The 22,525-nt window shown below is 44.2% G+C and carries 34 protein-coding genes; 6 read left to right on the forward strand and 28 right to left on the reverse strand.

The genetic code is table 11. The features are described 5' to 3' along the window. Nucleotides 1-72 precede the first annotated feature (72 nt). A complete protein-coding gene (locus QF041_RS17415; RefSeq protein ID WP_307415107.1) occupies nt 73-375 on the forward strand; it encodes a hypothetical protein in 303 nt (100 codons plus the stop codon). A gap of 87 nt (nt 376-462) precedes the next feature. On the opposite strand, the gene QF041_RS17420 is transcribed toward QF041_RS17415, so the two are convergent. The 20 genes from QF041_RS17420 to QF041_RS17515 all read right to left on the reverse strand — a co-directional run bounded on the left by QF041_RS17420 (nt 463) and on the right by QF041_RS17515 (nt 9,886). After that, on the reverse strand, nt 463-1,326 hold the full coding sequence (locus tag QF041_RS17420; RefSeq protein WP_307415108.1) for a hypothetical protein: 864 nt from the start codon (nt 1,324-1,326) through the stop codon (nt 463-465). A 2-nt stretch (nt 1,327-1,328) separates the two neighbouring features. Then, on the reverse strand, nt 1,329-1,862 hold the full coding sequence (locus QF041_RS17425; protein WP_307415109.1) for a crossover junction endodeoxyribonuclease RuvC: 534 nt from the start codon (nt 1,860-1,862) through the stop codon (nt 1,329-1,331). Beyond that, nucleotides 1,859-2,011: a hypothetical protein gene (locus tag QF041_RS17430; protein WP_307415110.1), complete on the reverse strand. Its 153-nt coding sequence runs from the start codon at nt 2,009-2,011 to the stop codon at nt 1,859-1,861. The genes QF041_RS17425 and QF041_RS17430 overlap by 4 nt, the downstream gene beginning before the upstream one ends. Continuing rightward, complete coding sequence (locus tag QF041_RS17435) at nt 1,999-2,148, reverse strand: hypothetical protein (RefSeq protein WP_307415111.1); 150 nt, start codon at nt 2,146-2,148, stop codon at nt 1,999-2,001. The genes QF041_RS17430 and QF041_RS17435 overlap by 13 nt, the downstream gene beginning before the upstream one ends. Before the next feature lie 38 nt (nt 2,149-2,186). After that, complete coding sequence (locus QF041_RS17440; RefSeq protein ID WP_162842437.1) at nt 2,187-2,345, reverse strand: DUF6906 family protein; 159 nt, start codon at nt 2,343-2,345, stop codon at nt 2,187-2,189. Between the two features lie 13 nt (nt 2,346-2,358). Beyond that, nucleotides 2,359-3,789, reverse strand: a complete 1,431-nt coding sequence (gene dnaB, locus QF041_RS17445) for a replicative DNA helicase (protein ID WP_307415112.1) — start codon at nt 3,787-3,789, stop codon at nt 2,359-2,361. Next, entirely contained in the window at nt 3,758-4,093 is a 336-nt protein-coding gene (locus tag QF041_RS17450; RefSeq protein WP_307415113.1) for a hypothetical protein, read from the reverse strand. Before QF041_RS17450 ends, dnaB begins: the two co-directional genes overlap by 32 nt. Beyond that, the gene (locus tag QF041_RS17455; protein WP_307415114.1) at nt 4,080-5,033 is read right to left on the reverse strand and encodes a helix-turn-helix domain-containing protein; all 954 of its coding nucleotides are present in this window, start codon (nt 5,031-5,033) and stop codon (nt 4,080-4,082) included. Before QF041_RS17455 ends, QF041_RS17450 begins: the two co-directional genes overlap by 14 nt. 16 nt (nt 5,034-5,049) lie before the next feature. Next, nucleotides 5,050-5,334, reverse strand: a complete 285-nt coding sequence (locus QF041_RS17460) for a hypothetical protein (protein WP_307415115.1) — start codon at nt 5,332-5,334, stop codon at nt 5,050-5,052. Next, on the reverse strand, nt 5,331-5,534 hold the full coding sequence (locus QF041_RS17465; RefSeq protein ID WP_307415116.1) for a hypothetical protein: 204 nt from the start codon (nt 5,532-5,534) through the stop codon (nt 5,331-5,333). The genes QF041_RS17460 and QF041_RS17465 overlap by 4 nt, the downstream gene beginning before the upstream one ends. Beyond that, a complete protein-coding gene (gene recT / locus QF041_RS17470) occupies nt 5,534-6,385 on the reverse strand; it encodes a recombination protein RecT (protein WP_307415117.1) in 852 nt (283 codons plus the stop codon). Before recT ends, QF041_RS17465 begins: the two co-directional genes overlap by 1 nt. 9 nt (nt 6,386-6,394) lie before the next feature. Further along, entirely contained in the window at nt 6,395-7,342 is a 948-nt protein-coding gene (locus QF041_RS17475) for a YqaJ viral recombinase family nuclease (protein WP_307415118.1), read from the reverse strand. Between the two features lie 13 nt (nt 7,343-7,355). Continuing rightward, entirely contained in the window at nt 7,356-7,478 is a 123-nt protein-coding gene (locus QF041_RS17480; protein ID WP_307415119.1) for a hypothetical protein, read from the reverse strand. A gap of 94 nt (nt 7,479-7,572) precedes the next feature. After that, complete coding sequence (locus QF041_RS17485) at nt 7,573-7,821, reverse strand: hypothetical protein (protein ID WP_307415120.1); 249 nt, start codon at nt 7,819-7,821, stop codon at nt 7,573-7,575. Between the two features lie 128 nt (nt 7,822-7,949). Then, on the reverse strand, nt 7,950-8,186 hold the full coding sequence (locus tag QF041_RS17490) for a hypothetical protein (protein ID WP_307415121.1): 237 nt from the start codon (nt 8,184-8,186) through the stop codon (nt 7,950-7,952). Next, nucleotides 8,183-8,455, reverse strand: coding sequence for a hypothetical protein (locus tag QF041_RS17495; RefSeq protein ID WP_307415122.1), 273 nt, complete (start codon nt 8,453-8,455; stop codon nt 8,183-8,185). The genes QF041_RS17490 and QF041_RS17495 overlap by 4 nt, the downstream gene beginning before the upstream one ends. 10 nt (nt 8,456-8,465) lie before the next feature. Beyond that, complete coding sequence (locus QF041_RS17500; RefSeq protein ID WP_307415123.1) at nt 8,466-8,981, reverse strand: XRE family transcriptional regulator; 516 nt, start codon at nt 8,979-8,981, stop codon at nt 8,466-8,468. 93 nt (nt 8,982-9,074) lie between these two features. Further along, nucleotides 9,075-9,320: a hypothetical protein gene (locus QF041_RS17505; protein ID WP_307415124.1), complete on the reverse strand. Its 246-nt coding sequence runs from the start codon at nt 9,318-9,320 to the stop codon at nt 9,075-9,077. Continuing rightward, on the reverse strand, nt 9,320-9,634 hold the full coding sequence (locus QF041_RS17510) for a DNA-binding protein (RefSeq protein WP_307415125.1): 315 nt from the start codon (nt 9,632-9,634) through the stop codon (nt 9,320-9,322). The genes QF041_RS17505 and QF041_RS17510 overlap by 1 nt, the downstream gene beginning before the upstream one ends. Before the next feature lie 24 nt (nt 9,635-9,658). After that, a complete protein-coding gene (locus QF041_RS17515; protein WP_307415126.1) occupies nt 9,659-9,886 on the reverse strand; it encodes a helix-turn-helix domain-containing protein in 228 nt (75 codons plus the stop codon). Between the two features lie 175 nt (nt 9,887-10,061). Here QF041_RS17515 and QF041_RS17520 point away from each other — a divergent pair, with 175 nt between their 5' ends. The 4 genes from QF041_RS17520 to QF041_RS17535 all read left to right on the forward strand — a co-directional run bounded on the left by QF041_RS17520 (nt 10,062) and on the right by QF041_RS17535 (nt 13,111). Beyond that, nucleotides 10,062-10,394, forward strand: a complete 333-nt coding sequence (locus tag QF041_RS17520) for a helix-turn-helix domain-containing protein (protein WP_307416993.1) — start codon at nt 10,062-10,064, stop codon at nt 10,392-10,394. Between the two features lie 58 nt (nt 10,395-10,452). Further along, nucleotides 10,453-11,190, forward strand: a complete 738-nt coding sequence (locus QF041_RS17525) for a hypothetical protein (protein WP_307415127.1) — start codon at nt 10,453-10,455, stop codon at nt 11,188-11,190. A gap of 81 nt (nt 11,191-11,271) precedes the next feature. Next, nucleotides 11,272-11,892, forward strand: a complete 621-nt coding sequence (locus tag QF041_RS17530) for an ImmA/IrrE family metallo-endopeptidase (RefSeq protein ID WP_307415128.1) — start codon at nt 11,272-11,274, stop codon at nt 11,890-11,892. 13 nt (nt 11,893-11,905) lie between these two features. After that, nucleotides 11,906-13,111 (forward strand): tyrosine-type recombinase/integrase, encoded by a 1,206-nt coding sequence (locus QF041_RS17535; RefSeq protein ID WP_307415129.1) that lies wholly within the window; start codon nt 11,906-11,908, stop codon nt 13,109-13,111. 223 nt (nt 13,112-13,334) lie between these two features. On the opposite strand, the gene QF041_RS17540 is transcribed toward QF041_RS17535, so the two are convergent. The 8 genes from QF041_RS17540 to QF041_RS17575 all read right to left on the reverse strand — a co-directional run bounded on the left by QF041_RS17540 (nt 13,335) and on the right by QF041_RS17575 (nt 20,857). After that, nucleotides 13,335-13,916 (reverse strand): NAD(P)H-dependent oxidoreductase, encoded by a 582-nt coding sequence (locus QF041_RS17540; protein ID WP_307415130.1) that lies wholly within the window; start codon nt 13,914-13,916, stop codon nt 13,335-13,337. Between the two features lie 165 nt (nt 13,917-14,081). Next, nucleotides 14,082-14,504 (reverse strand): MarR family winged helix-turn-helix transcriptional regulator, encoded by a 423-nt coding sequence (locus QF041_RS17545; protein ID WP_091018819.1) that lies wholly within the window; start codon nt 14,502-14,504, stop codon nt 14,082-14,084. A 182-nt stretch (nt 14,505-14,686) separates the two neighbouring features. Next, nucleotides 14,687-15,364 carry an NAD(P)H-dependent oxidoreductase gene (locus QF041_RS17550; protein ID WP_036614223.1) on the reverse strand — a complete coding sequence of 226 codons (678 nt, stop codon included), beginning with the start codon at nt 15,362-15,364 and terminating at the stop codon, nt 14,687-14,689. A 211-nt stretch (nt 15,365-15,575) separates the two neighbouring features. After that, nucleotides 15,576-17,321: a methyl-accepting chemotaxis protein gene (locus QF041_RS17555; RefSeq protein ID WP_307415131.1), complete on the reverse strand. Its 1,746-nt coding sequence runs from the start codon at nt 17,319-17,321 to the stop codon at nt 15,576-15,578. Nucleotides 17,322-17,516: 195 nt separating this feature from the next. Then, a complete protein-coding gene (locus tag QF041_RS17560) occupies nt 17,517-17,975 on the reverse strand; it encodes a 2-thiouracil desulfurase family protein (protein WP_307415132.1) in 459 nt (152 codons plus the stop codon). Nucleotides 17,976-18,034: 59 nt separating this feature from the next. Beyond that, nucleotides 18,035-19,318, reverse strand: a complete 1,284-nt coding sequence (locus QF041_RS17565; RefSeq protein WP_307415133.1) for a hypothetical protein — start codon at nt 19,316-19,318, stop codon at nt 18,035-18,037. Continuing rightward, a complete protein-coding gene (locus QF041_RS17570; RefSeq protein WP_307415134.1) occupies nt 19,315-19,893 on the reverse strand; it encodes an RNA polymerase sigma factor in 579 nt (192 codons plus the stop codon). Before QF041_RS17570 ends, QF041_RS17565 begins: the two co-directional genes overlap by 4 nt. A 229-nt stretch (nt 19,894-20,122) precedes the next feature. Then, a complete protein-coding gene (locus QF041_RS17575) occupies nt 20,123-20,857 on the reverse strand; it encodes a class I SAM-dependent methyltransferase (protein ID WP_307415135.1) in 735 nt (244 codons plus the stop codon). A 162-nt stretch (nt 20,858-21,019) separates the two neighbouring features. Here QF041_RS17575 and QF041_RS17580 point away from each other — a divergent pair, with 162 nt between their 5' ends. Further along, a complete protein-coding gene (locus QF041_RS17580) occupies nt 21,020-22,375 on the forward strand; it encodes an MATE family efflux transporter (RefSeq protein ID WP_307415136.1) in 1,356 nt (451 codons plus the stop codon). Nucleotides 22,376-22,525 lie beyond the last annotated feature (150 nt).

Here is a 22,525-nt window from a genome sequence, read left to right on the forward strand (position 1 = left end):
CTCGAATAGGAAATCGATATTTGAATTGAATCTATTTGTAAAAAAATACGTATTAGATAATGAGGTGATAATATGAAAATAAAGACAATATGGAAGTGGACTAAGATTAGTTGGGGATTACTGTACATAGGCTTTGTTGTAGTGTTTGTGATATTCCTAGGTTTTTTTATGGCTGGAATGCTTAAAGATCAAAAAGCATTAATTGATACCGCCGCAATGAGTACAATCACTTTGTTACTTGCTCTGGTTTCACTACCAAATTTATTAGTTCAGTTGCTCTCACTTCTCGAAATTAATCAGAAGAAGACTTTTACCGCTACTAAGAAGTGCCCCAACTGCAGACATACTATTGACTTGAAGATCACTGAAGATTAGAGATTTAGTACATACGTTCTGATTAATGCGTGCAGCTGGTCACCCCGGCCAACAATCGACCGGGGGATGCTGCTATATGAATGATGCTTAGACTGCTACGCCATCCTGCATCATCTTGGCTACTCTTTTTTTGTAGGCGTTGAACTTGGAGCTGATCTGTGAACTCGGGATGTTCATTTCTTTTGAGATCTCCAACCATGTCTTTCCCTCTACCTTCCGTTGCTGAAGGAGTGCAGGGAAATCAGCAGGACCATCAGCGAACTTGATATCATCAAAAATCGGCCGTTGATTAAGAATGAACATCTCAAGTTCTTCCTTACCGATCTCGGCAGGTGGATTGGCTTTATCACCTGCAGGCGGATCTTCTTGTGTTACGTGTTGGGGATCGCTTGGCGGCTGGTCACCTTCTGAATCACCAGAACTAAAGTCCATTTCCTTTGATCCGGACTGATCACTCCCGCCATCGTTAATCCTGGAAGGAGTGCCGTCATCGTCGCCGTATGGATCTTTCGGATCCTTACCCGAATCATCGTCGCCTGTTGGAGGAACAGTTGGCTGGCCGTCACCATCATCCGTTTCTTGACCGTCTCCACTTGGTTGTTCTTGATCAGTTGGCGGCTCAGTTGGTCCAAATAACTGAGCTTGATTCTCGTCCTGCTCAGGTTCAGAACCCGGCTTTTCGATCTGTGTCACTACACCGGATGAATCAGTTGTTACGCGGCGCCCACCGTTCCAAGTGTTGTACATTGGGTCACTCTCTTGGTCCTCAAAGTCGAAAGCAGCCTGCGGATCTCCAAGATGAACCATAACGTCTTGTCCTTGGCTGTTGCTCAAGAATTCCAAGAAGGGAACAGCCGATTTCAAAGGAATAAGCAGTTTCACCTCAACATCAGAACCGATTTTGATCCCCTTTGCTACCTCTGCTGTAAATTTCGCGAATTCGATTGTCATGATTATGCAACTCCTTTGATATGTTTTTGGTCGTACGCCCAGCACAATGCCAAAGCGTCGGAAGGGTCAAACAGCCGCTGCTGTATATCACCTATTTTGTATTTGCCTTTTGGATCATTTCGCTTGTACAAGACCGGAACTGCAATCTTGTCGTAATCCAGATCAAACAACATTTGCATTTCCGTTGCCACTGTCTCTTTATCCGCATTCCCTTTACCAGTGAAGGATTTCAGTTCTGACGGCCGTATCTCTGCAATTTGAACGCGATTATGGAGTGCAGCCAATGTAACCATGGAATACGCACCAACCAAAGCGATTACGCTATTCGCATTTTTAAAATGTACGGGGCGTTCCAAAATGACGACATCAGGTTTGTGTGATCGAATCATGTCGTAGTTGTCCTGGTAAATGGCGTTCAAGACCTTGGGCATCTGTATTTTGGAATAGTCCATTAAACCGAAATCGATTGGTTTACCCTTCGTCATAGTTGCCCATCCCGCATAATTGGTCCCGTGATCAATGCCCATAATCTTCATCGTCTGGCACGCTTCCTTTCCTTCCTTCGTTGCTTCGCTGGCAGCATGTCCCGCTTAATGACAAATACCTCGGCCAGTTTATGGCCATCGTCACCGCGAACAACGTAACTCAAATGTGTCTGATGGTGCGGATCAATCAGCTTTCGCATGCTGCACCTCCAGTTCCGACAATTGCATCAAACTCAGCGATCCCTTCACGGAGCTCAGTTTGATCAATTCCCGCAAATTCCGTCTGCAGCTCGTCCCGATCAGGGACTTCTCCCGTCCTTAGAAAACGGTGCTTCATGTACTCATAGACACTCCATCTCGACAAAGGACTGCCCATCATGCTCCCCGCCGAATAGTTCTTGGCTTACCTGAGAAGCGATGAACAATGACCATTTGGTCTGGCAAATCCCTTTCAACCAGCCAGTTCTCCGCATTCAAGCCATTAGCCTTAATCTCAATCTTTTGCCGCTTTGTCGGCCGCTTCCCTTGCTTCATGTCCGTTTCCTCCTTACGCCCACTGGCGTTGTTCAATATTTTGGGGCTGTTGTGGCGGTTTTGGCCCGAATGAATCGTTATGAGTGCGTTGATAATTAACGAATTTATTGAATTGCTTCAGGAAGACCAGTTCGACGGTACCCACGGGACCATTACGTTGCTTACCGATGATGATCTCGATGATGTTCTTCTTCTCCGATTCCTGGTTGTAGTAGTCGTCCCGGTACAAGAACGATACGATATCTGCATCTTGCTCGATGGAACCCGATTCACGAAGATCACTCATCATTGGCCGTTTGTCCTGGCGTTGCTCGACCGCTCGGCTGAGCTGGGACAATGCGATAACTGGAACGTCCAGTTCGCGGGCTAAGTGCTTCAATGTCCGACTGATGTAGGAAACTTCTTGCTGCCGATTCTCACCCGATTTACCTTTTCCTCCAGCAACTTCGATAAGCTGCAGGTAATCGATCAGGATAAGTGCCAGCCCTTTCTCCTTCTTGAGCCTCCGACACTTGGAACAAATGTCCTGAATAGTGATCCCAGCTGAATCGTCCACGTAGATATTGGTTTCTCCAAGGATACCGACTGCTTCGGCCATCTTTATCCAATCATCGTTTTGCATGTCACCCATACGAATCGCGCTAGCATCGATATTCCCTTCAGAACTGACCATCCGCTGCGCAAATTGCCCTGCGGACATCTCCAAGCTGAACACTGCTACCGCATCTTTTGTATCTTTGGCGACGTTTTGAGCAATGTTCAATGCAAACGCTGTCTTACCTACGGAGGGACGAGCTGCCACAATAATCAAATCGCTCCGCTGAAGACCGCCAGTTATACTGTCCAAGTCAATGAATCCTGTGTGTAAACCATTGACGATGCCGTGCTTCACGTTGTATGCACGAGTCTCCACGTCATCGACAAGTTGCATCATGATATCTTTGATTGGCTTAAAGTCCTCTTTCGGAGCAGCCCGATCAGCAATCTTGGCTTGCGCTGCTGAAGCACTGGCAAGTAGCTGCGGAACTTTGGTACCGGCCATCGCCTGTTCTATCTGCAACATGCTCGTCCGGATGAAATCGCGTCGTATAGCCGCATCCTGCAACTGGTGAATGTACATGTCGTAATGCGTAACATTGGCTTGCTTCGGAACAGAACCCGCTAGTTCAGAAAGATAGACTACCCCACCAACATCTTCTAACTCGTTCTTCTCCTTCAACCGTCCCATAACCGTAATCAGATCTACAGGGTTATGATTCTCTACCAGCTCTACAAAAGCTTGATATATCAAACGATGCTTTGCGCTGAAGAAAGTGTCCAAATCCAGTCTTGTTACAATTTCTTCTGCCATTTCAATATCAATCAAAGCCCCGCCTAATACTGCTTGTTCAATTTCAAGGCTATGAGGTAAATCAGGTGTTCCGAAGCTTTGCAAGTAAATCATCCTTCCATCCAGACGGCGGTAGTGTCGACTTCTTCCGTCTTGCCTCTCGTTGATCCAGGTAAGTCCTGGTTGCTTCCAGCTCACGTTCACGCGCTGATTGATCAGCGGCAAACCCCCGTATCTCAGAGATTTTGGGGTAGAAACTGCTTATCTCGATGTGCCTTTCAACGTTTTGTACAGCCGTTTCAAAAGGGAAATCTTTCAGCGCCTTGAGATGGCGATCCACGTTCTCGTCACTGTCATCAAAATTCGGATATTCATCGGTTATCACAACGAACAACCTAAGGACATCAGCTCTTTCCACGGGCTTCCTCCTCTCTCAGTCTTTGCTTGAGACTCTCTCTCTTTTGTTGTTGACGGTTTAGCCTGCGCGGCTGAGCGGCTGCTGTCGCTTGTGTGTTTGGAACCAAAACAGGTTTAAATGGCTGCTGTTCCGATCCTTGATGAATTTTCCAAGCTTGTTCAATACCCTCGACGTAATACAAAAAGCTCTTAGGCATTGTGAAATTCTCTCCTTCACGTTGACGTTTTGCCTGAAGCAGGCTTGCCATAGTTTGGATGGTAAAAGGGCTAGGCGTACCTCCGGCGACCATCTTACCCATGGCTAAACGTTCTTTCTGAGAAACATTAAAATCCAGTTTGTTGTGCATCTTGCAATAAGCATCCAATATTTCAATCATTCCATCGTCTCCCGAAGGAACTGGATTCAGAATGTCATCCCATGATTCACTAGTAGTAGCAGTAGTAATAGTAGTAGTACTATCTTTTAGATCGGACAGTTTTGTCCGATCACTACCCAAATTTGCTGTGTGATCGGACATTTTTGTCTGATCACCGTGATTGTGATCGGACATATTTGTCTTATCACTGACTTCATGATCGGACACTTTTGTCCGTTCACTTTCGACTGATTGGACATTTCTGTCTGATCTCTTTTTGGAATTTCGGACCTTCAGTATCAGTCCTCTTGGTGCCCTGGTAACATTGATGTACTGATGTTGTTCAAGTGCATCCATCCATCTGCTGACGGTCTTATCATTGACTCCGAAGTATCCAGCAATCTCAGACAGCTTCATTGGCTTGCCGCCGAGGACAACGCCCCAGACAGTTTCCTCCTCCTCAATCTCCTTCGTAGTTGAACTGATGCACCAGAGGAAAAGCCATATCGCGTTGCCTATATTCTTGTAGTGGTCTGGCTCCAAGATGCCGGAGTAAATCGGAAACGGGTAACTGCCATCGGGCATGTTGCTCATCCCCTTTTTAATGCTGTGAACTACTTACTGCGTAAACGGCGACATCTAACTTGCTTTCATTCCCCGTTATCTCTTGATTAACGGTTTGGATTCCACGACCGAAATGAGTAACTAAATCATTAATCGCTTGCGGCATATGAGCAGGATCTGACGATGCTGCCGCCTGTGCTCCCAGCGAGAAAGCAACGTCTCTTAAATGGGACTGGAGAACCTCCGGCCCTTCCATCGCGGCGTCTTCAAACATTTGTTGCAACTGGTTGAACACTGCCTTTCTGCTCTGTTTCATATTCATACATCACGCCCCCTATTATCAGTTAAATAAATGTGCGGGTACTTCGCACGAACAACCAGCCATCCAGGATAGCCTCGTGCGAAGTAATCCCGAACCTCTTGCTTGAAAAGCGAAGGATCTGAATCCATCAGTCGCCATATCCGATCACCGATCATACTGCGTAGAAGCGGCTGATCAGTGATGGAATCTATTTGGCTCATTATTCAAACTCGACCTGTTCAGATCCACCGTCACCTTGTTGAGCAGGTGGTGGATCGTCAGTACCTGCAGATGGGGTGATATCGATGAATGGTTCATCCGAAGGTGTAATATCTTTCCTTGTGGTTTCGTCCTGCGTTACAGCAGAAGCAATCTCCACGCTGATCGGCAACCATTTCCATCCGGAACGAACGACCGTCTTTTTGCACATTTCCGTATAATCCGTGACCCAGGGGCCGTTATTCGATGCCTTGGAACGTTTCCGGTGCGCCTCAATCTCGCTGATCGGCATGTAATGGATGAAATGACCGCCGTCATTGAACTTGGCGACCATGTAAGCTCCGACTACCTTACCTGACTCAGTTGGCTTTTCATCTTTCCGTAGGAACCAAGGAACATGTTTCAGATTCTCTTCAAGACCATACATCAACTCTATGAAGTCATTTTCATAGACTTCATGCGCGGAAATGGATTGAATATTACCAGAACGCCGGGCCAGATCAATCATGCCTTTATAACCGATAATGAACGTGGCTTCCTTGCCGTAAGGAATGATGTAGCAATGACCAATCAGTCCTGGCTCAAGTCCTAACTGAGCCGATTGCATAACCGCGGCCATCAGTGAAGGAATTGAACATTCCAAAAGCTTTGGATTTGTCCGGATTGTAGTGAGTGCGATACGGCTTAAACGCTCGATGTTCATATGCTTCGGCATTGCTTCAGCAATCTGAGATTCCATTTTCTTCAGATAAGCGGCGATGGTTTGCGATGGATTAACAGCAGGAGCGTTGTTCGCCCCCGCTGCCTTATCTTGTAATTTCCCTTCGAGTGATGCTCCGTTAGCTCGTGCCATAGGGCCTCCTTATTTCACCAAGAACCGTCTTGAAGACGAGGTGTTTGAGTATTTTTCATATAGATCGGGTTGCTCTTTCTTCAATCGTTTACTGTCAATTCGAGAAGTATCATTCGACTTCCAGGACAACAAAGTGTCGCCGTTATGGATAGCCAGCTCATTCTCGCCCATGATTGATTTCAACTCGTTTTCGTACCGTTTGACCTGTTCCGTAGCAACAGCAGCTTCTTCTTTTGCCGCCTGAAGCTGACGAACGATGCCGGCTTGCTTATCATCCAAGATGACTTCACTTGATGGCGCGGATATGGGGTAAAGCTGATTCAACAGATTTGCTGAAGCGTCACTGCCGTCAATCATTGGCGGAATGCCAGGCACGACATGCCGGTTCCAAAACTCATCCTCGATCTGCACAAGTGAGTCAATGATCTTGTCATTGCGTTCGACCAACTTATATTGGAAACGTTGACCACCGATAAGAACCGCAAAGTACCCGTAATCCACGCCCAGAACAGCCATGTAATGCTGGAGCTGGATCGCGTACTCATCAGGAACCTGATCATCTTCCCACTCACCGAGTTTGTAGGCGCTGGCCGTTTTACACTCCAGGATGCCGAGTCCACGACCGCCTTTATCCAAGATCAAGCGGTCCACGTTACCAAGCATGAATTTATGTTCAGGATGCTGATAAAGCTTGTTGCTACGCTGAACCCTTAGTCCGGTTTGGATCGTGAACTCCCTTGCTACGACGTCTTCGAGCACGTTGCCCCAGTAAGCGGCTTCTCCAGCTTCGTCTGGCTCGATTTGACCTGTCTTATCCAGAAACACTCCAACGGGTGATTTATAACGATTCAGGCCAGCGACAGCAGATGCATCTGAACCACCGATACCTCTCCGGCGGATCTTCAACCATTCCTCTCGTGCCATGTTCTTAGTACTGGTTGCAATATTCATGGCCATGATTGTTCCTCCCTTAAATGAAATCCTGAATGCTTATACCCCGATCAGCGAGTTCTTCGTGAATCGTGGGATAATCAGAACCATATTCATCTTCACAATCAGGTTCTCCCCAATGGGATTCTTCATTGTTGGACATGTGCATCCTCCTTGTTCGGAACGGCCACCCATGGTAAGATGACCGTGTATCCATATTTAGTTTTCAATGTTCTGAGATAGCCCGTAGCCGCGGGCTATTTTTCGTTTACTGGAACAGGTCCGTCTTCCGCGATCGTCTTCCAATCAACGATAACCGGAGCATTCTCAACGCTTGTGATCAGTTGGCCATCACCATCCATAACATGAAATTCTGAATGGACATGATCTTCGTATTCAGCGCCAACTTGTTTGATCTCAATGACCTCGTGGCCTTCGATTTCGGTACCCACTTCAAAAACCCGAGTGGGATTGCTTACAACGGTAAGCCGATGAATAATTTGCACGTGTTGTCCTCCCTTCATATGTATTGATACGTCAGCCGCATCTTCCGACGCCGTACGGGAGTTGGTTATGAAACCGTCCGACGCCGGAAGACAAGGCCGACTTGGCTTGTCTTGTTCTTATGTGTGTTCTAAATCTCGTCGATTGCTCTAACCGCAAGTGACATATATTCCGTAGGTAGCTCACGAAGGCTTGCGGCAGCATTCTGCCAGCGGTGATAAATCATATCTCGTTCCTGCCAAAGAGCTTCGAAGTCAGTTCCCTGAACCGATCCATTGAAGGACATAACAGCCGCCGTGTTCTCGCGTAGAGCCTTGGCTGATTCCGTATAATTGATGATGATTTGGATGGCCATCTGATTGTTCATACAGACTCCCCCTTGCGCTTTTGCTCGGGAGACTGTAAAATGTGCAGCACAAGAGACTTTAGTCGAGTTCTCAAACCAAGTGTCCGCCCTGCCAGGCGGGCATTTTTCATTTCTACTTCCGCGAACCGGATCATCTGATTAAGATACTGCTCCGCTTCATTCATCTTCCCAGGCAACAATTTCTCAGGCTGTTTGCGAATCAGTTCCAAGTTGTGCTTCGAGTTTCTTCCAGCCTGCAATGCTTCATATGCCAACTGTTCACGAGACATTCAATCAACCTCATTTCATATATTTTTTAGCCTTTAGCTCGGCCCGATGCTCTTTCCAGATCCCGAACCAAGAGAACGAATACTCTTTGCACAGCACGGCTGCAAAGTGCGTGAGCGCCGTTATCGCTTCGACCGTCTCCATCAAAAGCCGCTTCATTATCTGCCGATCAGCTTCGGTGAGCTGGTCGCCCGTCTTATTGATCGGCACCTCGGATGACAGGTCCAAAACTTCCTTCATTTCCTCGACCGTTTTAAAAAGCACCGATGCCCTATGTAAGTCCACATTGTCCAGCCAGGGAGCAAAAGCGCCACCTGTGACTTCCCCAGCTGCAGCAATGTATAACTGACCATCATCGTAATGTTCAGCTGCGCTACGCATCAGTTCTTTCGATGGATTGCGTGTGCCTTTAAGCACCTTTCCAATCTGTGAGCCATCCATATGAACCGCTTGACCTGCTTTGGCTAATGTATCGCCTGTACGTTTGATTACTTCTTCTAACGCACCCTGAAAGTGTCCAATTGACATATTGTTTAGGTCTCCTTTGTCCGATTTGATTAGATGAATTTGGACAGAGGGTTGAAGTAATATTGAGTTGTAAGGTCTTCCCCCCAGATCCCTTCATCGTCCGCCGGCAGCCGGTACAGCTCCGGTGGATTTTCTTATTTCTGTAAGGCGATTCTGGGCAGTTTCTTTTAATGAAGCCAGTTCATCTAATGTGATCTCTTCCGGATTGGCCGTATGCCGTCCGTTATATAAAGTTTGTTGTAATGCCGTTTCCGGCTCCAACCCTTGAAGCAAAACCCTTATGACTGTTCCAGCTGCACATGCGGCGGGTGAGGATGTTCGGTGCCAACGCAGTGACATTAGGCAACTCCTCCGCGTCTTTGACGATATTCTTGAGCGTTATCCCTAATCCATTCGGTGTGTTCGTCAATCCAGATCATTAATGAGTGCAACGGTATTCTGGGATGTCCAAATTCACGAATTACAGGGAAATCATCACGATTGAGAAGTTCAGCGGCCTTGGTTGCCCCAATTCCCAAGAAATTCATTAACTGTGTCTTATCCATAAGTGCGGGATGATTTGATGAAGCGAGATTGCATTGCTCAATTGCTTCTTGAACAGCGGTCATAATCATTTGTTGGAGTGTATTGGGATCGATCTCGATGATTGACATGGCATATTCGCCTCCTTCACTAAGTTACTTTGCTATTTTAGCAAAGTTTTTGGCAAAAAAATTCCCAACGTCACATTCAAGTTGCTCTGCAAGGAGTGGCAAGTGAACAGCTCTAAACAAATACTCTCCATTTTCGTATTTCATGTAGGTGGAGGCATTCTTCAAATCCAATGAATCAGCCATATCCTGCAATGTTTTACCCATTTTTTTTCTTCTTTCTTTAATGAAGAGAAGGTCGAATTCCCTTATCATTTTCTCACCTCTCTCTTTGCTGTTTTAGCAATCTTCTTAAACCACATATTACATTGCTGAATTAGCAAAGTCAATAATATTATTGCTATTTTAGCAAATATATTTTTTCTGAAATAGAAAAATGATAAAATTTAATTGCTGTTTTAGAAAGAGAGGGAGTGTTATTCCTTTGTCAGTGTCAGGACAACGTATAAAAAAATTACGTGAAGAAAAAGGATTGAGCCAACTTGAGTTTGCCGAACGAATCGGTATGAGCAATAGCGTTATATCGAGAATTGAATCTGGCAAACGACCGCTAGAAGACGAAGAAATAAATGTCTTTGCTGATTTCTTTGAAGTCTCTGGAGACTACATCTTAGGACGATCCATTTCGAAAACTCCATCTGGTGGTAGTGCGTATTTAGATGGTGGTAAAGGCTGGACTGAAGAAGAAAAGGAAGTTGCTGACGCAGCAATTCAGGCCTGGAGAGAAATGAAGAGAAAACAGATGGAGAAAAACAATCAATAATAACACTATGTTTATAGCAATTTTCCCAGCCGATGGGTATTTAAAAGGATGAATAGATTTGAAAAAGACGATCTTAGCTTTAATTGTGGTCCTAACTCTAGTAGGGTGTTCCAATCAGACACAAACACAAGAATTAACTGAGTCCGCCGTAACAAACGCTCAAATTGACAATCCCCCCGAGGGTGAACAACCAACAGCGAGCAATGAAGAAAGTCAGGAAACACAACCTGCCTTTGGTATGCAGGCAGAAGATGAAGGAAAGCTGCCACCAGTGGTGGATGGAGTTTTAATTGTTCCTGGACAGACTACTCCTTTTGATTATGGCGGGACTTTAGAACTGAAGAAAATCATGGAACCGAAAGCAGTCGTCATGAGCGGGCCGTTAAAAATAACTGTCGAAAGCATCAAATTGTTCGAAGTCACAGATTTACCTAAAGACTATCATTCTTCTTTTAGTGAACGTTCTAAAACAAAGGTGAGCTCAACAATGAATTATATGCAAATCAGTTACAACATGGAAAACACAGAGGATCATGACATTGAATTTTTTGGTCTTGATAAAGTCGTGCTGAACACTGGCCAGCAAATTGAACGTACAAACAGTTTCTTGAATTCTGAATTTGGTGATTCTGTTTTTTACGGAATCGTAAAGCAAAGCGACACGTTAGGTCTCGTCTATGAAGGTACAGCTGATGATATTGATTCCATAAGGTTGATATTTGGTTCTGTATATGATGCTGAAGATAAAGGCATTAAAACATTATCTGATACCAAAAAGCTTAATTTGAGCTTTTAATTTTTTTCGCTTGCCCTTCGGGGCTTTTATTTTCACGAAATCACCGAACATATGTGCTATTACACAAGGAGAAATGGGATTATGCTTCCATACTATGAACCGACAGATACAGAACTGTTGATCTGTGATTTATATCAGGTGTTAGGAATAAATCACCCGCATGAACTGGATATTGATCAAATCGCCTCCCTATGGGGGGCGGATATTATTTATTACAATGGGAAGCCAAAGTCTCATTGGGAGGGTTGGGGTAGTGTAATCTTCCTCAACAAAGACGATCCAGTCACACAGCAACGGGCAGATTTTTTCCATGAGCTTGCACATATTGTTCGTCATGAAGGACACCAGGACGATATGCCAGAGCTATTTTTGGATCTTCAAGAGATCCAAGCATATAACTTTAGGTTAATCGCATCGATGCCCTATTACCTCCTCCCTACGCCATTAGAGATGACATGGAGTGAGTACATAGGACTCCTTGCAGAAGAGTTTAAAGTGCCTATTGAGTTGGCTGCAGACCGAGCTGAACAGATTGCTTCCAGGTTGCACGAAGAATATCATACCTACCGGGAAGATATTGATTTTATGAAAAATAAAATCCAGATTGCTGTAGCCCTCTTTCGTTCAACACAGCCAAAACAACCTTCAAAGGAGTCAATCCGACTTCTCCGACAATTAAAAAACCAGATCAGTGGATTTTAGGAGATGAAACTGCATGGCATCATACACAAAGGTGAAATCAAGCAATAAACAAGGATATAAGTGGGTTTGTACGCTGGATGGCCCGCCCGATCCAGTGAGTGGCAAGAGGAACCAGATATCCCGAAGAGGTGATTCCCAGAAGGAAGCATTAGCTCGTGCTCAGAAGGTCGTAGACGACCTCACAAAACATGGAGTCGATGCGAAGAAGGTAAAAAATCAGACCTTTGAGCAAGTCAAAGATGAATGGCTAGTGGATTATGCTAAAACTAAAAATGTTAAAAAAAGCACTGTCGGTGTACGAGAGGGAGAAATAAAAATAATACTTAGATATTACGCTAAGGTTAGAATAAACCAGTTAACTCATAATCATCATCAGAATATGCTTAATGATCTATTTGAGCAGGGATACTCTCAAAGCTCAATTCAAGGCGTAGATGTGACGGCTAAAATGATAATGAAATATGCAGTCAAACATAAGAAGAGAGCAGATAACCCTTTTGTTGATACTGTAATTCCAGTGAAACTTCTAACAGTTGAAGAAATTGAAAGCGACCCTATTGCCGAAAAAATTCTGGAGAAACATGAATTAGCGGAATTTCTTCTGGCGGTTAAAGAGCATGGTCTTCCTATGGATATGGAAATATTCCATTTGCTCGCATTTAGTGGTTTGCGTTCTGGGGAGTTGTGCGCTTTAAAGGATACTGATTTCTTTTTAGAAACAAACGAACTCCGTGTGACAAAAACATTGTATTGCCCTAAAAACAACGTGAAGAACTATATGTTAACCCCACCAAAAACAAAAGGATCGATTCGAAGGTTTGATGTGATTGAGGATGTAATGCGAGGAATTGCACGTCATTTAGAACGTATGCGTTCACAGAGAATAGCTGCTAAGAAACTTATGGATAATTATCATGATGAAAATTTTGTTTTTGCTCGAAGCGATGGTTACCCCTTTATCACTAAAAAAATTCTCAAACGTATGGACAGACTCCTATTAAAAACGTCAATTACAAAAAGGGCTACTCCTCATATTTTTCGTCACACGCATATTTCAATGCTGGCTGAAGCCGAAGTAGATTTGAAGACAATCATGGAACGAGTTGGGCATGATGATGCAAAAACTACTCTAAAGATATATACTCATGTTACGAAAAATATGAAGAAAAACGCGACGGAAAGAATTATGAAAGAATTCTCTGATATCCTCCAGATATGACTTTTTGCAGAGAATGTGATTTTTATGTGATTTTCTGCTTATGGTAAGCACGGAAATAACCTTATACCGCTTGGTTTCACTCATGTTTCTGATTCAAAGAGGTTTTATGGGTACGATTATACCCCCTTTCATCCATTTTGCAAACACATGAAACAAACAAACCGACTCATGATCGAGTCGGTCTGGTATCATATGGAATCCCTATAGGGAACCAACATCTATATTAGAATTTGGTCGTTACCGTCTGTTTAACCTGATCCAACATGGCTTGATATGCAGGTGCATCCAGGTATCCAATACTTCCAAAGAGCAGATGATCTACGGCTTCAATGCCTACAAAATCGAAGATACCTACATCTGAAGTTATTTTCAATCCAGCAGTCATGCCAATCTGATCATAAATTTCACTTGGTGTACCATGTGTGTTAATGATGAGTCCTTTTTTGCCTGTCAGCAATTTCTCGATTCCCGCTTCACCTGATGCATACGCAAAACCATAGGCGAATACACGGTCAACATACCCTTTCAGAATAGCAGGAAGACCTGTCCACCAGATCGGATAGATGAATGTAATGGCTTCTGCATCTGTAACAAACTGTTGCTCTGTAGCGATATCCTGTGGTGTCTGTCCTGCACGCATGGAAGCTGTGTCAGCTTCAGTCAGTACGGGTTGGAATCCAAGTTTGTACAAGTCACGAACAACCACTTCATGGCCTTGAGCTTCGAGAGCTTCTACAGCAGTATTGAGGATTGCGTTATTCAAGCTGTCTGTGTGCGGGTGAGCATATACGATAAGATGTTTCATAGTGTGAATCCCTCCAGGTTTGGTTTGAGTTAGGTTGCGAAAATGGGGTTAAATTGATACGTTCCCGCATACATAGATATCTATGTATATGGGTAAAAAATATTTGGGCTCCTCTGCCTTCACCCCAGTCAATCTGGAAGGGTTGCAGACAGAAGAGTTCATTCATTATAACTTTCGGACAATAATGGATAACAAGCTCTCCAATTGCTCCGACTGTTCATCGGACAAGCCACTATAGATGATGTCATTAATCTGCTCTGATACCTGATGAAAGATCGGTTCGAGTCGCTTCCCCTGTTCGGTTAGGCGAATCATCGTCACTCGGCTATCTTCGGCACTCTTGCTGCGTTCAACATAGCCAAGCTTCTCCAGCTTGTTGACCAGTACCGTTACCGTTGGTTGCGTGCGTTGAACACGTTCAGCCAACATCTTGATCGACAGCGTCTCTTCCCGGTACAAGAACATCAATACATCTCCATGAGAAGGAACAATCCCTGTTACCTCATGCTGTTCCAATTCGTGTACAATCCGTTTATTGACATGGTCCCTGATTCTTGCAATCAGTGCAATTGCGTTGTATTTAGGCATGACCTCATTATACATAGACATCTATGTATTTTCAAGTTATTTTATATAAAAAAGAAAAACAGCCCTTTCCATCCTGCTAACATGTGGAAAATATCGGGCTGTTTCGATACTACTTTGATCCTGATCTATAATGTTAGATCTTAGATAATTGTTTTTGAATTCATGTTGGATTCTTGCTGAATTCAGTTAATCCATTGTGTGATTTTCTCAACGGATTGTCGAGACTTCTCACGCTGGGGCTCCTCTGCCCGATAACCGAAGGCTGCCATCATAGAGACACCCCATGCGCCATTTTCGAGCAAGCCCTCTTCTTCCATAATACGGTGGACGCCCTCACGGCTGAAACCTTCGATTGGACAAGAATCAATCTCGATCTGAGCTGCCGCCGTCATCATGTTGCCGAGTGCAATATACGTCTGTTTGGATGCCCAGTCGAATAATGATCGTGGGTTATCCAGAATTTTCTGGTTATTTTGGAACTTTCCATAAGCCTCACTTGTTAGCTCAAATACGTTATTTGGCATTCCCTTTGTTTCCTTCAACATGTACTCCGCATAAGGAGAATTATAACTGGCATCTGACCGGGCCAAAATAACAACAAAATGGCTTGCTGTAGCCAATTGCTTTTGAGCGCCGGAAGAGACTTCGGACAGACGCTTACGCAGGTTCGGATTTTGTACAATCAGAAACTTCCACGGTTCAAGACCAATGGAACTTGGAGATAATCTGCCTGTTTCCAATATAAATTGAAAATCCTCATCCGAGATTTTGCGGGTATCATCAAATATCTTTGTTGCATGCCGGAAATGATAAGCCTTTAAGATGTCTTCCTTTGTCTTTGACTTTGCTGTAACTTCCATGGAGCTCCACGTCCTTTTTATATTTTTTTATGTTGAACAATAATGTTTAAGTGGTTTCATCTCAAGTATTAGTTTAGGTCCTATGCGCATAAATTAAAAGTACGCACATTATTGTTTCTTGGTTTATAAAAGTAAGTATTGAATGAGAGACAGCGATAATCCACCAGGACGCTTACATGGCCTTAGTAGATTATCTACGACTCTTTTCCTTTTAAATCTTGAAATCTTTAACGAGCTTATTCAGATTTACTGCACTATCCTTCACTTGATCAGATTGTTTAACTACTTCCACAGATTGCGCAGCAGAGGCGACCATGTGTCCTGCGATTTCCTGACTGGATGCGGCGGATTGTTCACTCGCTGATGCAATCTCGTGAATGGAACCCACTAGTATTTTGATATTTGCAGTCACTTGTTGTGAGGTTGCATTGAGATCTTTAACTGCATTGGCATGATCAAGGGAATCGACATAATACTGTTCAGCTGTATCCTCCAATAATTTATAATCTTTGCCAACCTGATTGAACATAAAGGATAGCAACTCTTTGGCATTCGAGGACAGATTGGTTACAGACTGCATAACTTCTTCCGTGACCTGCTGAATTTGATCGGCAGCCTGTTTAGAATCATCAGCCAACTTTCGAATCTCACTTGCAACAACCGCAAAACCTCTGCCTGCTTCTCCAGCTCTTGCAGCTTCAATGGATGCATTGAGTGCAAGCAGATTAGTCTGCGCCGTAACATCCAAAATAGACTGAGATAATATACCAATCTGATCTACAGCAGTTGCACGTTCCAGCGCTTCTGACATCTTCTTACTCGTATGATCATACATGTCCATGGCTACTCGGCTCGATTCGCGGGCTTCCTGCTTCAACTTTTCAGCCTTCGTGCTGGTCACATAAGCGGATTCTGCTTGTTTAGATGTCCGTTCCGATATATATTCAGCTCCCTGTTGCATCTCAGTAGCCGAATGATTCATATTTTCCGTATGGGCTGAAGCCTCTTCCATTGCAGCCGAGAGCTCTTCAACTGTAGCTGATACTTCACGAATTCGTTCATTCAGACCAGCCATGTTCTGGTTGGTAAGATCGCTAACCTGGTTGATATGATGAGATTCCTGAACTACACCACGAATGACATTTGTTGTGGAATCGCTCATTGTACGAATAGCTCGTGCGATGACACTTATCTCATTATTTCCCTGTGTTAGATGCGGATCTAAGGATGCCGTTAAGTTGCCTTGTGTTATTTCTTCACAATAACGGGTGATAGCTTTCATTCGTTGACGTATACTGCGAATCACTACAAATGAAATAAGAATGAGTGCTGCAAGTGAAAACAAAAGAACCGAACCGAGCACCAATGCTCGCTGCTGAATTACTTCCTGTGTATCCGCATAGAGCTTGGCTGACTCTTCTTCGTTATGCGCACTCAAAAGGGTGATCGTCTCCACAATCGCTGTACTGCTTTTGTTAATTCTTCCTCTCTCTTCTCTATCGTAGGTGCCCGACATCTTTTTGGTATCCATGACTTGCTCAATATCCTGATAATATGTATCCATCTTTGCTACCAAATCTGCAAATATCTCTTTTTCTTTGGTATCCAATGTTCTTGCTGAAAATTCATTCAAGCCATCCGTGATACTCTTCTTACCTTTCTGAACCTGATCGTACTGTTTGTCGGTATACTCTGCATTATCAAGAACCTTTGTATAATTGGCGCGCATATTATAGAAATTACTTTTCAATTCAAGAACATTGGTTTGATGCTGGAAGCGGTCATTGTAGAGGATACCTTGTCCCATTTTTGCTTCGTTCATTCCGAAAATCCCAATCAGAAAAACAGTAAACAAGCCGATTAGACTAATCACAGTCATGATGACCATCGTTGTTGTTAATTTTATATTTTTGAGTTTATTTCCTTTCTTATTTTTTGGCTTAGACTGAATTGACATGATTATTCCCCCACTTTAAATAGTAGATAGCCTTATATATCTTATATCTATATCGTATGTATCCATATTGTTTGTTAGCATTTCAGGAAAATCGACTTTATTCATTTAATGAGAAAAGTAATGGGAGACAACAGAAAAGCCGCCAGGATATAATCCAGCGGCTTTTCTGTGAATATGAAACGATATCTGTGCGACCTATAGTTGCTCCATCCACTCATTTTCAGAAATGACGGTATATCCTTCTTGTCGCAGCAATGCTGAGGTGACACCTTCTCCAGTTACCTTGTGATTGGCAAAATTCCCATCATAGATCATCTGTGTACCACAGGACGGACTAAACTCCTTCAGTACCACATACGATACATTCAATTCTCGTGCCCATTCGAGCGTCTCATAGGCTCCCTTGATATATAGGTCTGTGACGTCCTTGCCACTTTTCTCGATCACTTTTGCAGTGCCTGCCAGCACATCCTTACCCGTGCCACCGATAATTTCAGCCGGTTCCCGTGGAGTGGAGAATCCACCAAGCAGCTCGGGACACACCATCTTAGCCTGCTCCTGCTCCACCAGCTCCTGAATCTTCACATCCAGGCTCGCTGTTCCATTGTAACGGCAAGCTACCCCCGCCAGACATGAACTCACCAAATACTTCATCGTTATCTCCTTATACCCATTCCATCTATGAAGTAAATTGTAACATATAAGATCAATCCCTATAGCTCGCCTCTGGTGATCATCTTGATCCGTCCATCTTCCCTGTATTCAACCTGAAAAACATCCGTGCTCGACTCCAGTTCAAATGTGACCATGCCTGGATGGTCAGGATTACGGTGAAGTTTATACGCTTGAAGATCCATTTTAAATATTTTTTTAATTATAGGTTCTACTTCTCCTCTAAGAAGAGACTCCTGTATGTTATATAGTTCCTGATAATAAGCCTCTATTTCTTCCCAGTCTGCAAAGTCTTGCTCATAATGATTAGCATCCCCAACCGTATAACCCAAGCCCTCTTTTCCTTCGGTCATCTGGACAAAGTAGTTATCTTTAAAGGAAAAGGAGACTGTATCCTTGCCGAGTTCATCATCTTTGCTTCGGCTTGCTCTTACCAGATCAAGATTGGCTTTACCAGACAGAGCCTCAATCGCGTTTCTGGCATCCGCCAGCGCTGCCTGAGATACCTGATCAGGTCTAAGGTCGCCTGTGATCGAAACAGCCTTATCCTGCTGCCATACAATCTCCCCATAACCATCGCCAGTCTCATTCTCTAACGCTAATGTCGTATGCGATATTGGCTCCGATTCCCCTTGCTTCATACTCACAAAACGTTGGACTGATGCAGGTTTAAGCGTTGGAGTACTGCCTATACTTTGCAAAAGCGATGGAACTTGACGCAGATAACGGTGTTCCAGCTCGCTTGGCTGCATCTCACGTCTCATCTGTACTTCACGCAGATTTCCTGTTGTCGCATCGAGCCATATCTGCGCATACTCCTTCTCACTTTCATTTCCAGCCTCTACATATATTCTACCGGACACAGGCAGGTCTTCCACTTTCTTAATCTTCAGCTGTTTACCCAGATCATCTCGCATGGTAGTTGCAACATTTCTTTTCATTTTGTCGGTTAGCAGATTTGTGTTCAAACCATCGGATAACTGTAACGCTGCTGTCGGATAGACCTGCTCGATCACGGGTTTCACCAGCTTTCCCTCATCCCAGATCCATAGGAACAATCCAGCAGCAATAACCAACGCACCCGTGCCGGCAACAAGAGGCCCTCTTCTAGGGCGACGCTTGTGTGACACGTTGCCTACTTGCGGTCTAAACGGCCTGGATGACCTGGAACTCTCCTCTGATCTATCTCCCTTGCTTCCCTCTTCCGACTTCTTCATCCACTCCACCTGTTGAAGCACCTTTCGCTTGTGATCCTCTGTAAAAGGAGACGACGCAAACGGTCCTTTCCGGATTTCCTTCTCCCATTGCTCATCCTTGTGTCTCATTTGCTTCGCTCCTCCCATTGTTTCCGTACCTTATCCTTACCTCGGGATAGTCTGGATTTTACTGTGCCTAAGCTGATTTTCAACATCTCAGCAATCTCACTCGTCGTAAGCTCATATTTCAGATTCAGCAAAAGAATCTCCCGGAACTTCTTTGGCAACGCCAGAACAATATCCCAGATTTCATGGATATGCTCCTTACGCATCACTTCAATCTCGGCCGAAGGATGTGCAGGCTGCTCTGCAATCATGACTCTTTGGCTCGAACCCCCACGCTCTGTCTCAATGGGTAACGTATCTCCCCACAGACTGCTGCGAAAAAATCTGGATTTTCGATATGTAAAAGTGGTGTTTCTAGTAATCGTCAACAGCCATGTTTTCAGTGAGCAATCTCCGCGATAATGAGCGATCCCCGAGTACGCCCGAATAAATACCTCCTGTGACAATTCATCTGCCTGTTCGGCACTTTTGGTCAGAAAATAAGCGTAATTCCACACATCGTTTCCGTAGTCATCCATTATGCTGCTAAGTGTGTAATTGTCTATAGTCTGAGCCTGTGCCAGTAATTGATCATCCAACTGTTGTTCACCTCACTTAATATGACTGAGTTTAATGTGGTTTGGTTCCCTGTTTTGGACATTATTTCTTATTATTGTAGCAAAATAAAAAAACAGCATGTTCAACATCGCTGAACACGCTGATCCCTTCAAGTTACTTAGTTAATAATCTCTATCAGAAAGCTTTTAGGCGAACGCTCCACTTCCACAGTTTCTTCCTGCCCTCTAGTCTAACGTATCATTTTCATCCTTATACTTTCACCGCAGCAATCATCAGAAACATCGGTCTCCGATTCTCGTCTCTCATGCCTGGAACCTGTTCGATCATCTCCGGTGATGGTTTGGATTCAGCCACCTTTTGAATAGCAAACCCTGCCTTAATAAGTTCATTCATATGTGTAGCCAGCGTACGATGATATTTAACCACATCCTGATTCAGAAAGTTCGCCACACGCTTGCCTTCATCGTGGTAATCATCCACGGGCCAATGCAGAATCTCACCTGTGGGTCCGTAATGCCAATCCTGCGCAGCACGAGCGGTGAAAATGGGATGTTCGGAAGATAGCACAAATGTGCCCCCTTCTACGAGACAATCATTGATCTTAGCATACACCGTGTCTAACCGTTCAATATAATGCAAAGCAAGTGAACTGATCACAACGTCGAATTGTGCCGGTGCAAAATCAATATCTTCAATCGCCAGCTGCTTGTACTCGATCTGCGGATCGTCCGTCATTTCACGAGCACGCTGAAGCATATTTTCAGACAGATCTACACCGATCACTGAACTCGCTTGTTGCTCTCGCGCATACCGGCAGTGCCAACCAAAACCACATCCCAAATCCAGCACACGCTTTTCCTTCAAATTAGGCAACAAGGTCTGCAACTCATGCCACTCCCCGGCCGCCTCCAGCCCTTGAATTGAACGAGCCATCTTACTATAGTTGTCGAAAAACTCAGCTTCATCGTATTTATTTTGTTTCATTTGGAGATTCCTCCCGCCTTATGAATATCCACCTACTCTACCACATAAACGATATTTAAACGCAAAAGTTGCCAAGCGAATTCATGGCGTGTTATCATACAGAACGAACGTTCAGTATTATTAAATACAGAATGAACATTCAGTTTACTAACGGAGGTCATTATGAATACGAATTGGACGCATCCATTGGAAGGGCAATCTGTAGGTAAAGCTTTTATTTGCTACCTTGTGCCTTCCGTATTGGGGATGCTGGTGGTTGCTTTTAATTTTATTATCGACGGTATTATGGTTGGACACAAACTGGGTTCTACCGCGATGGCCGGGATCGGCATTGCCTCTCCTGTCTATACGCTTTTTGTTGCCATGTCGCTGTGGATAGGTATGGGCGGGGCAACCTTGTACTCCAACGCAATGGGTAGAAAAGATATAACCACAGCCAAACAAATTTTCACCAAATCCATTATGCTCATAATGCTAGTTACGATAGCTATTGGATATACTGCATATACCTTCAAAGACAAGCTGGTATACTCCCTCGGTGCTAACGCTGAGACCTTCCCGTTTGCTTCAGACTACATGAATATCATGTTGTTGTTCGGGTTCGTCTTCACCATTGAGAATGCACTCTCTGTCTTTGTTCGGAACGATGGGAATCCCAACACATCCATGTACGCTCAGATTACATTTGCTGTAGCTAATATCATCATCAATTATGTAACATTGTATGTACTTGAGTGGGGTGTACGCGGTGTTGCCCTCGGTACAATTGTATCGGCATCCCTTGCGTTGCTTGTCCTGTTTACACACTTTTTCAAAAAAACAAATAATCTCAGATTCACCCGGTTCAAATGGAACAACAAACTGCTGGCGTCCCTGCTACTCATTGGCTTCCCCAGCTTTCTGGCTGAACTCGGCATGTCGGTCTTCTCTGTCTCTCATAACATCTCGATGGACCGCATTGCGGGAACAGATGGCGTAGCATCCTTTACCGTATTGAACTATATTCATGGTGTTGTACTGTTAGCGTTCCTTGGTCTAGCATCCGCTGCTCAGCCTCTGGTCAGCTATTATCACGGTGCGAAACAGATGAAAAGGGTACAGCAAACGATACGTTTAGCTACCAAAACAGCGCTGGCATGCGGTCTACTGTTACTGATTGTTGTTCAAATCGGTGCACCTTATTTCGTGCAAATCTTTGGAAACTTCAGTAGCGGGGTAACGGATAATGCCGTTTACGGATTACGCATATTTACATTTGCCTATGTGTTCATGGGTGTTAATTTTGTTATGAGCACCTATTACCAATCTGTAGGTAATGCCAAAATGGCCATCTGGATTACAGCCGCGCGTGAGATGATCATCATGATTGCGTTAATTGCAGTCCTCCCTTCATTCTTCGGTGTGACGGGCGTATGGCTTGCTGTTCCGTTATCTGAAATGCTGGTTCTCGTCACGATAGCCGTATACTATAGAAAACGATCCCTTACGGATCGGATAAACGCGTTGCGTCCTGAATAACGTTAACAGGTAATAACAGCAACAGATAGAAGATCAATGGAACGTAGATAAAATGTAGGTAGACCTCATAAATAATCTAATAAACAAATTAATAAAGTCCTGCACGATCAATATAGATCGGTCAGGGCTTTGTTGTATCCTAAATTAGAT

Origin of the sequence: Paenibacillus sp. W2I17, from assembly GCF_030815985.1 — a bacterium.
In the GTDB taxonomy this organism is placed as follows: domain Bacteria; phylum Bacillota; class Bacilli; order Paenibacillales; family Paenibacillaceae; genus Paenibacillus.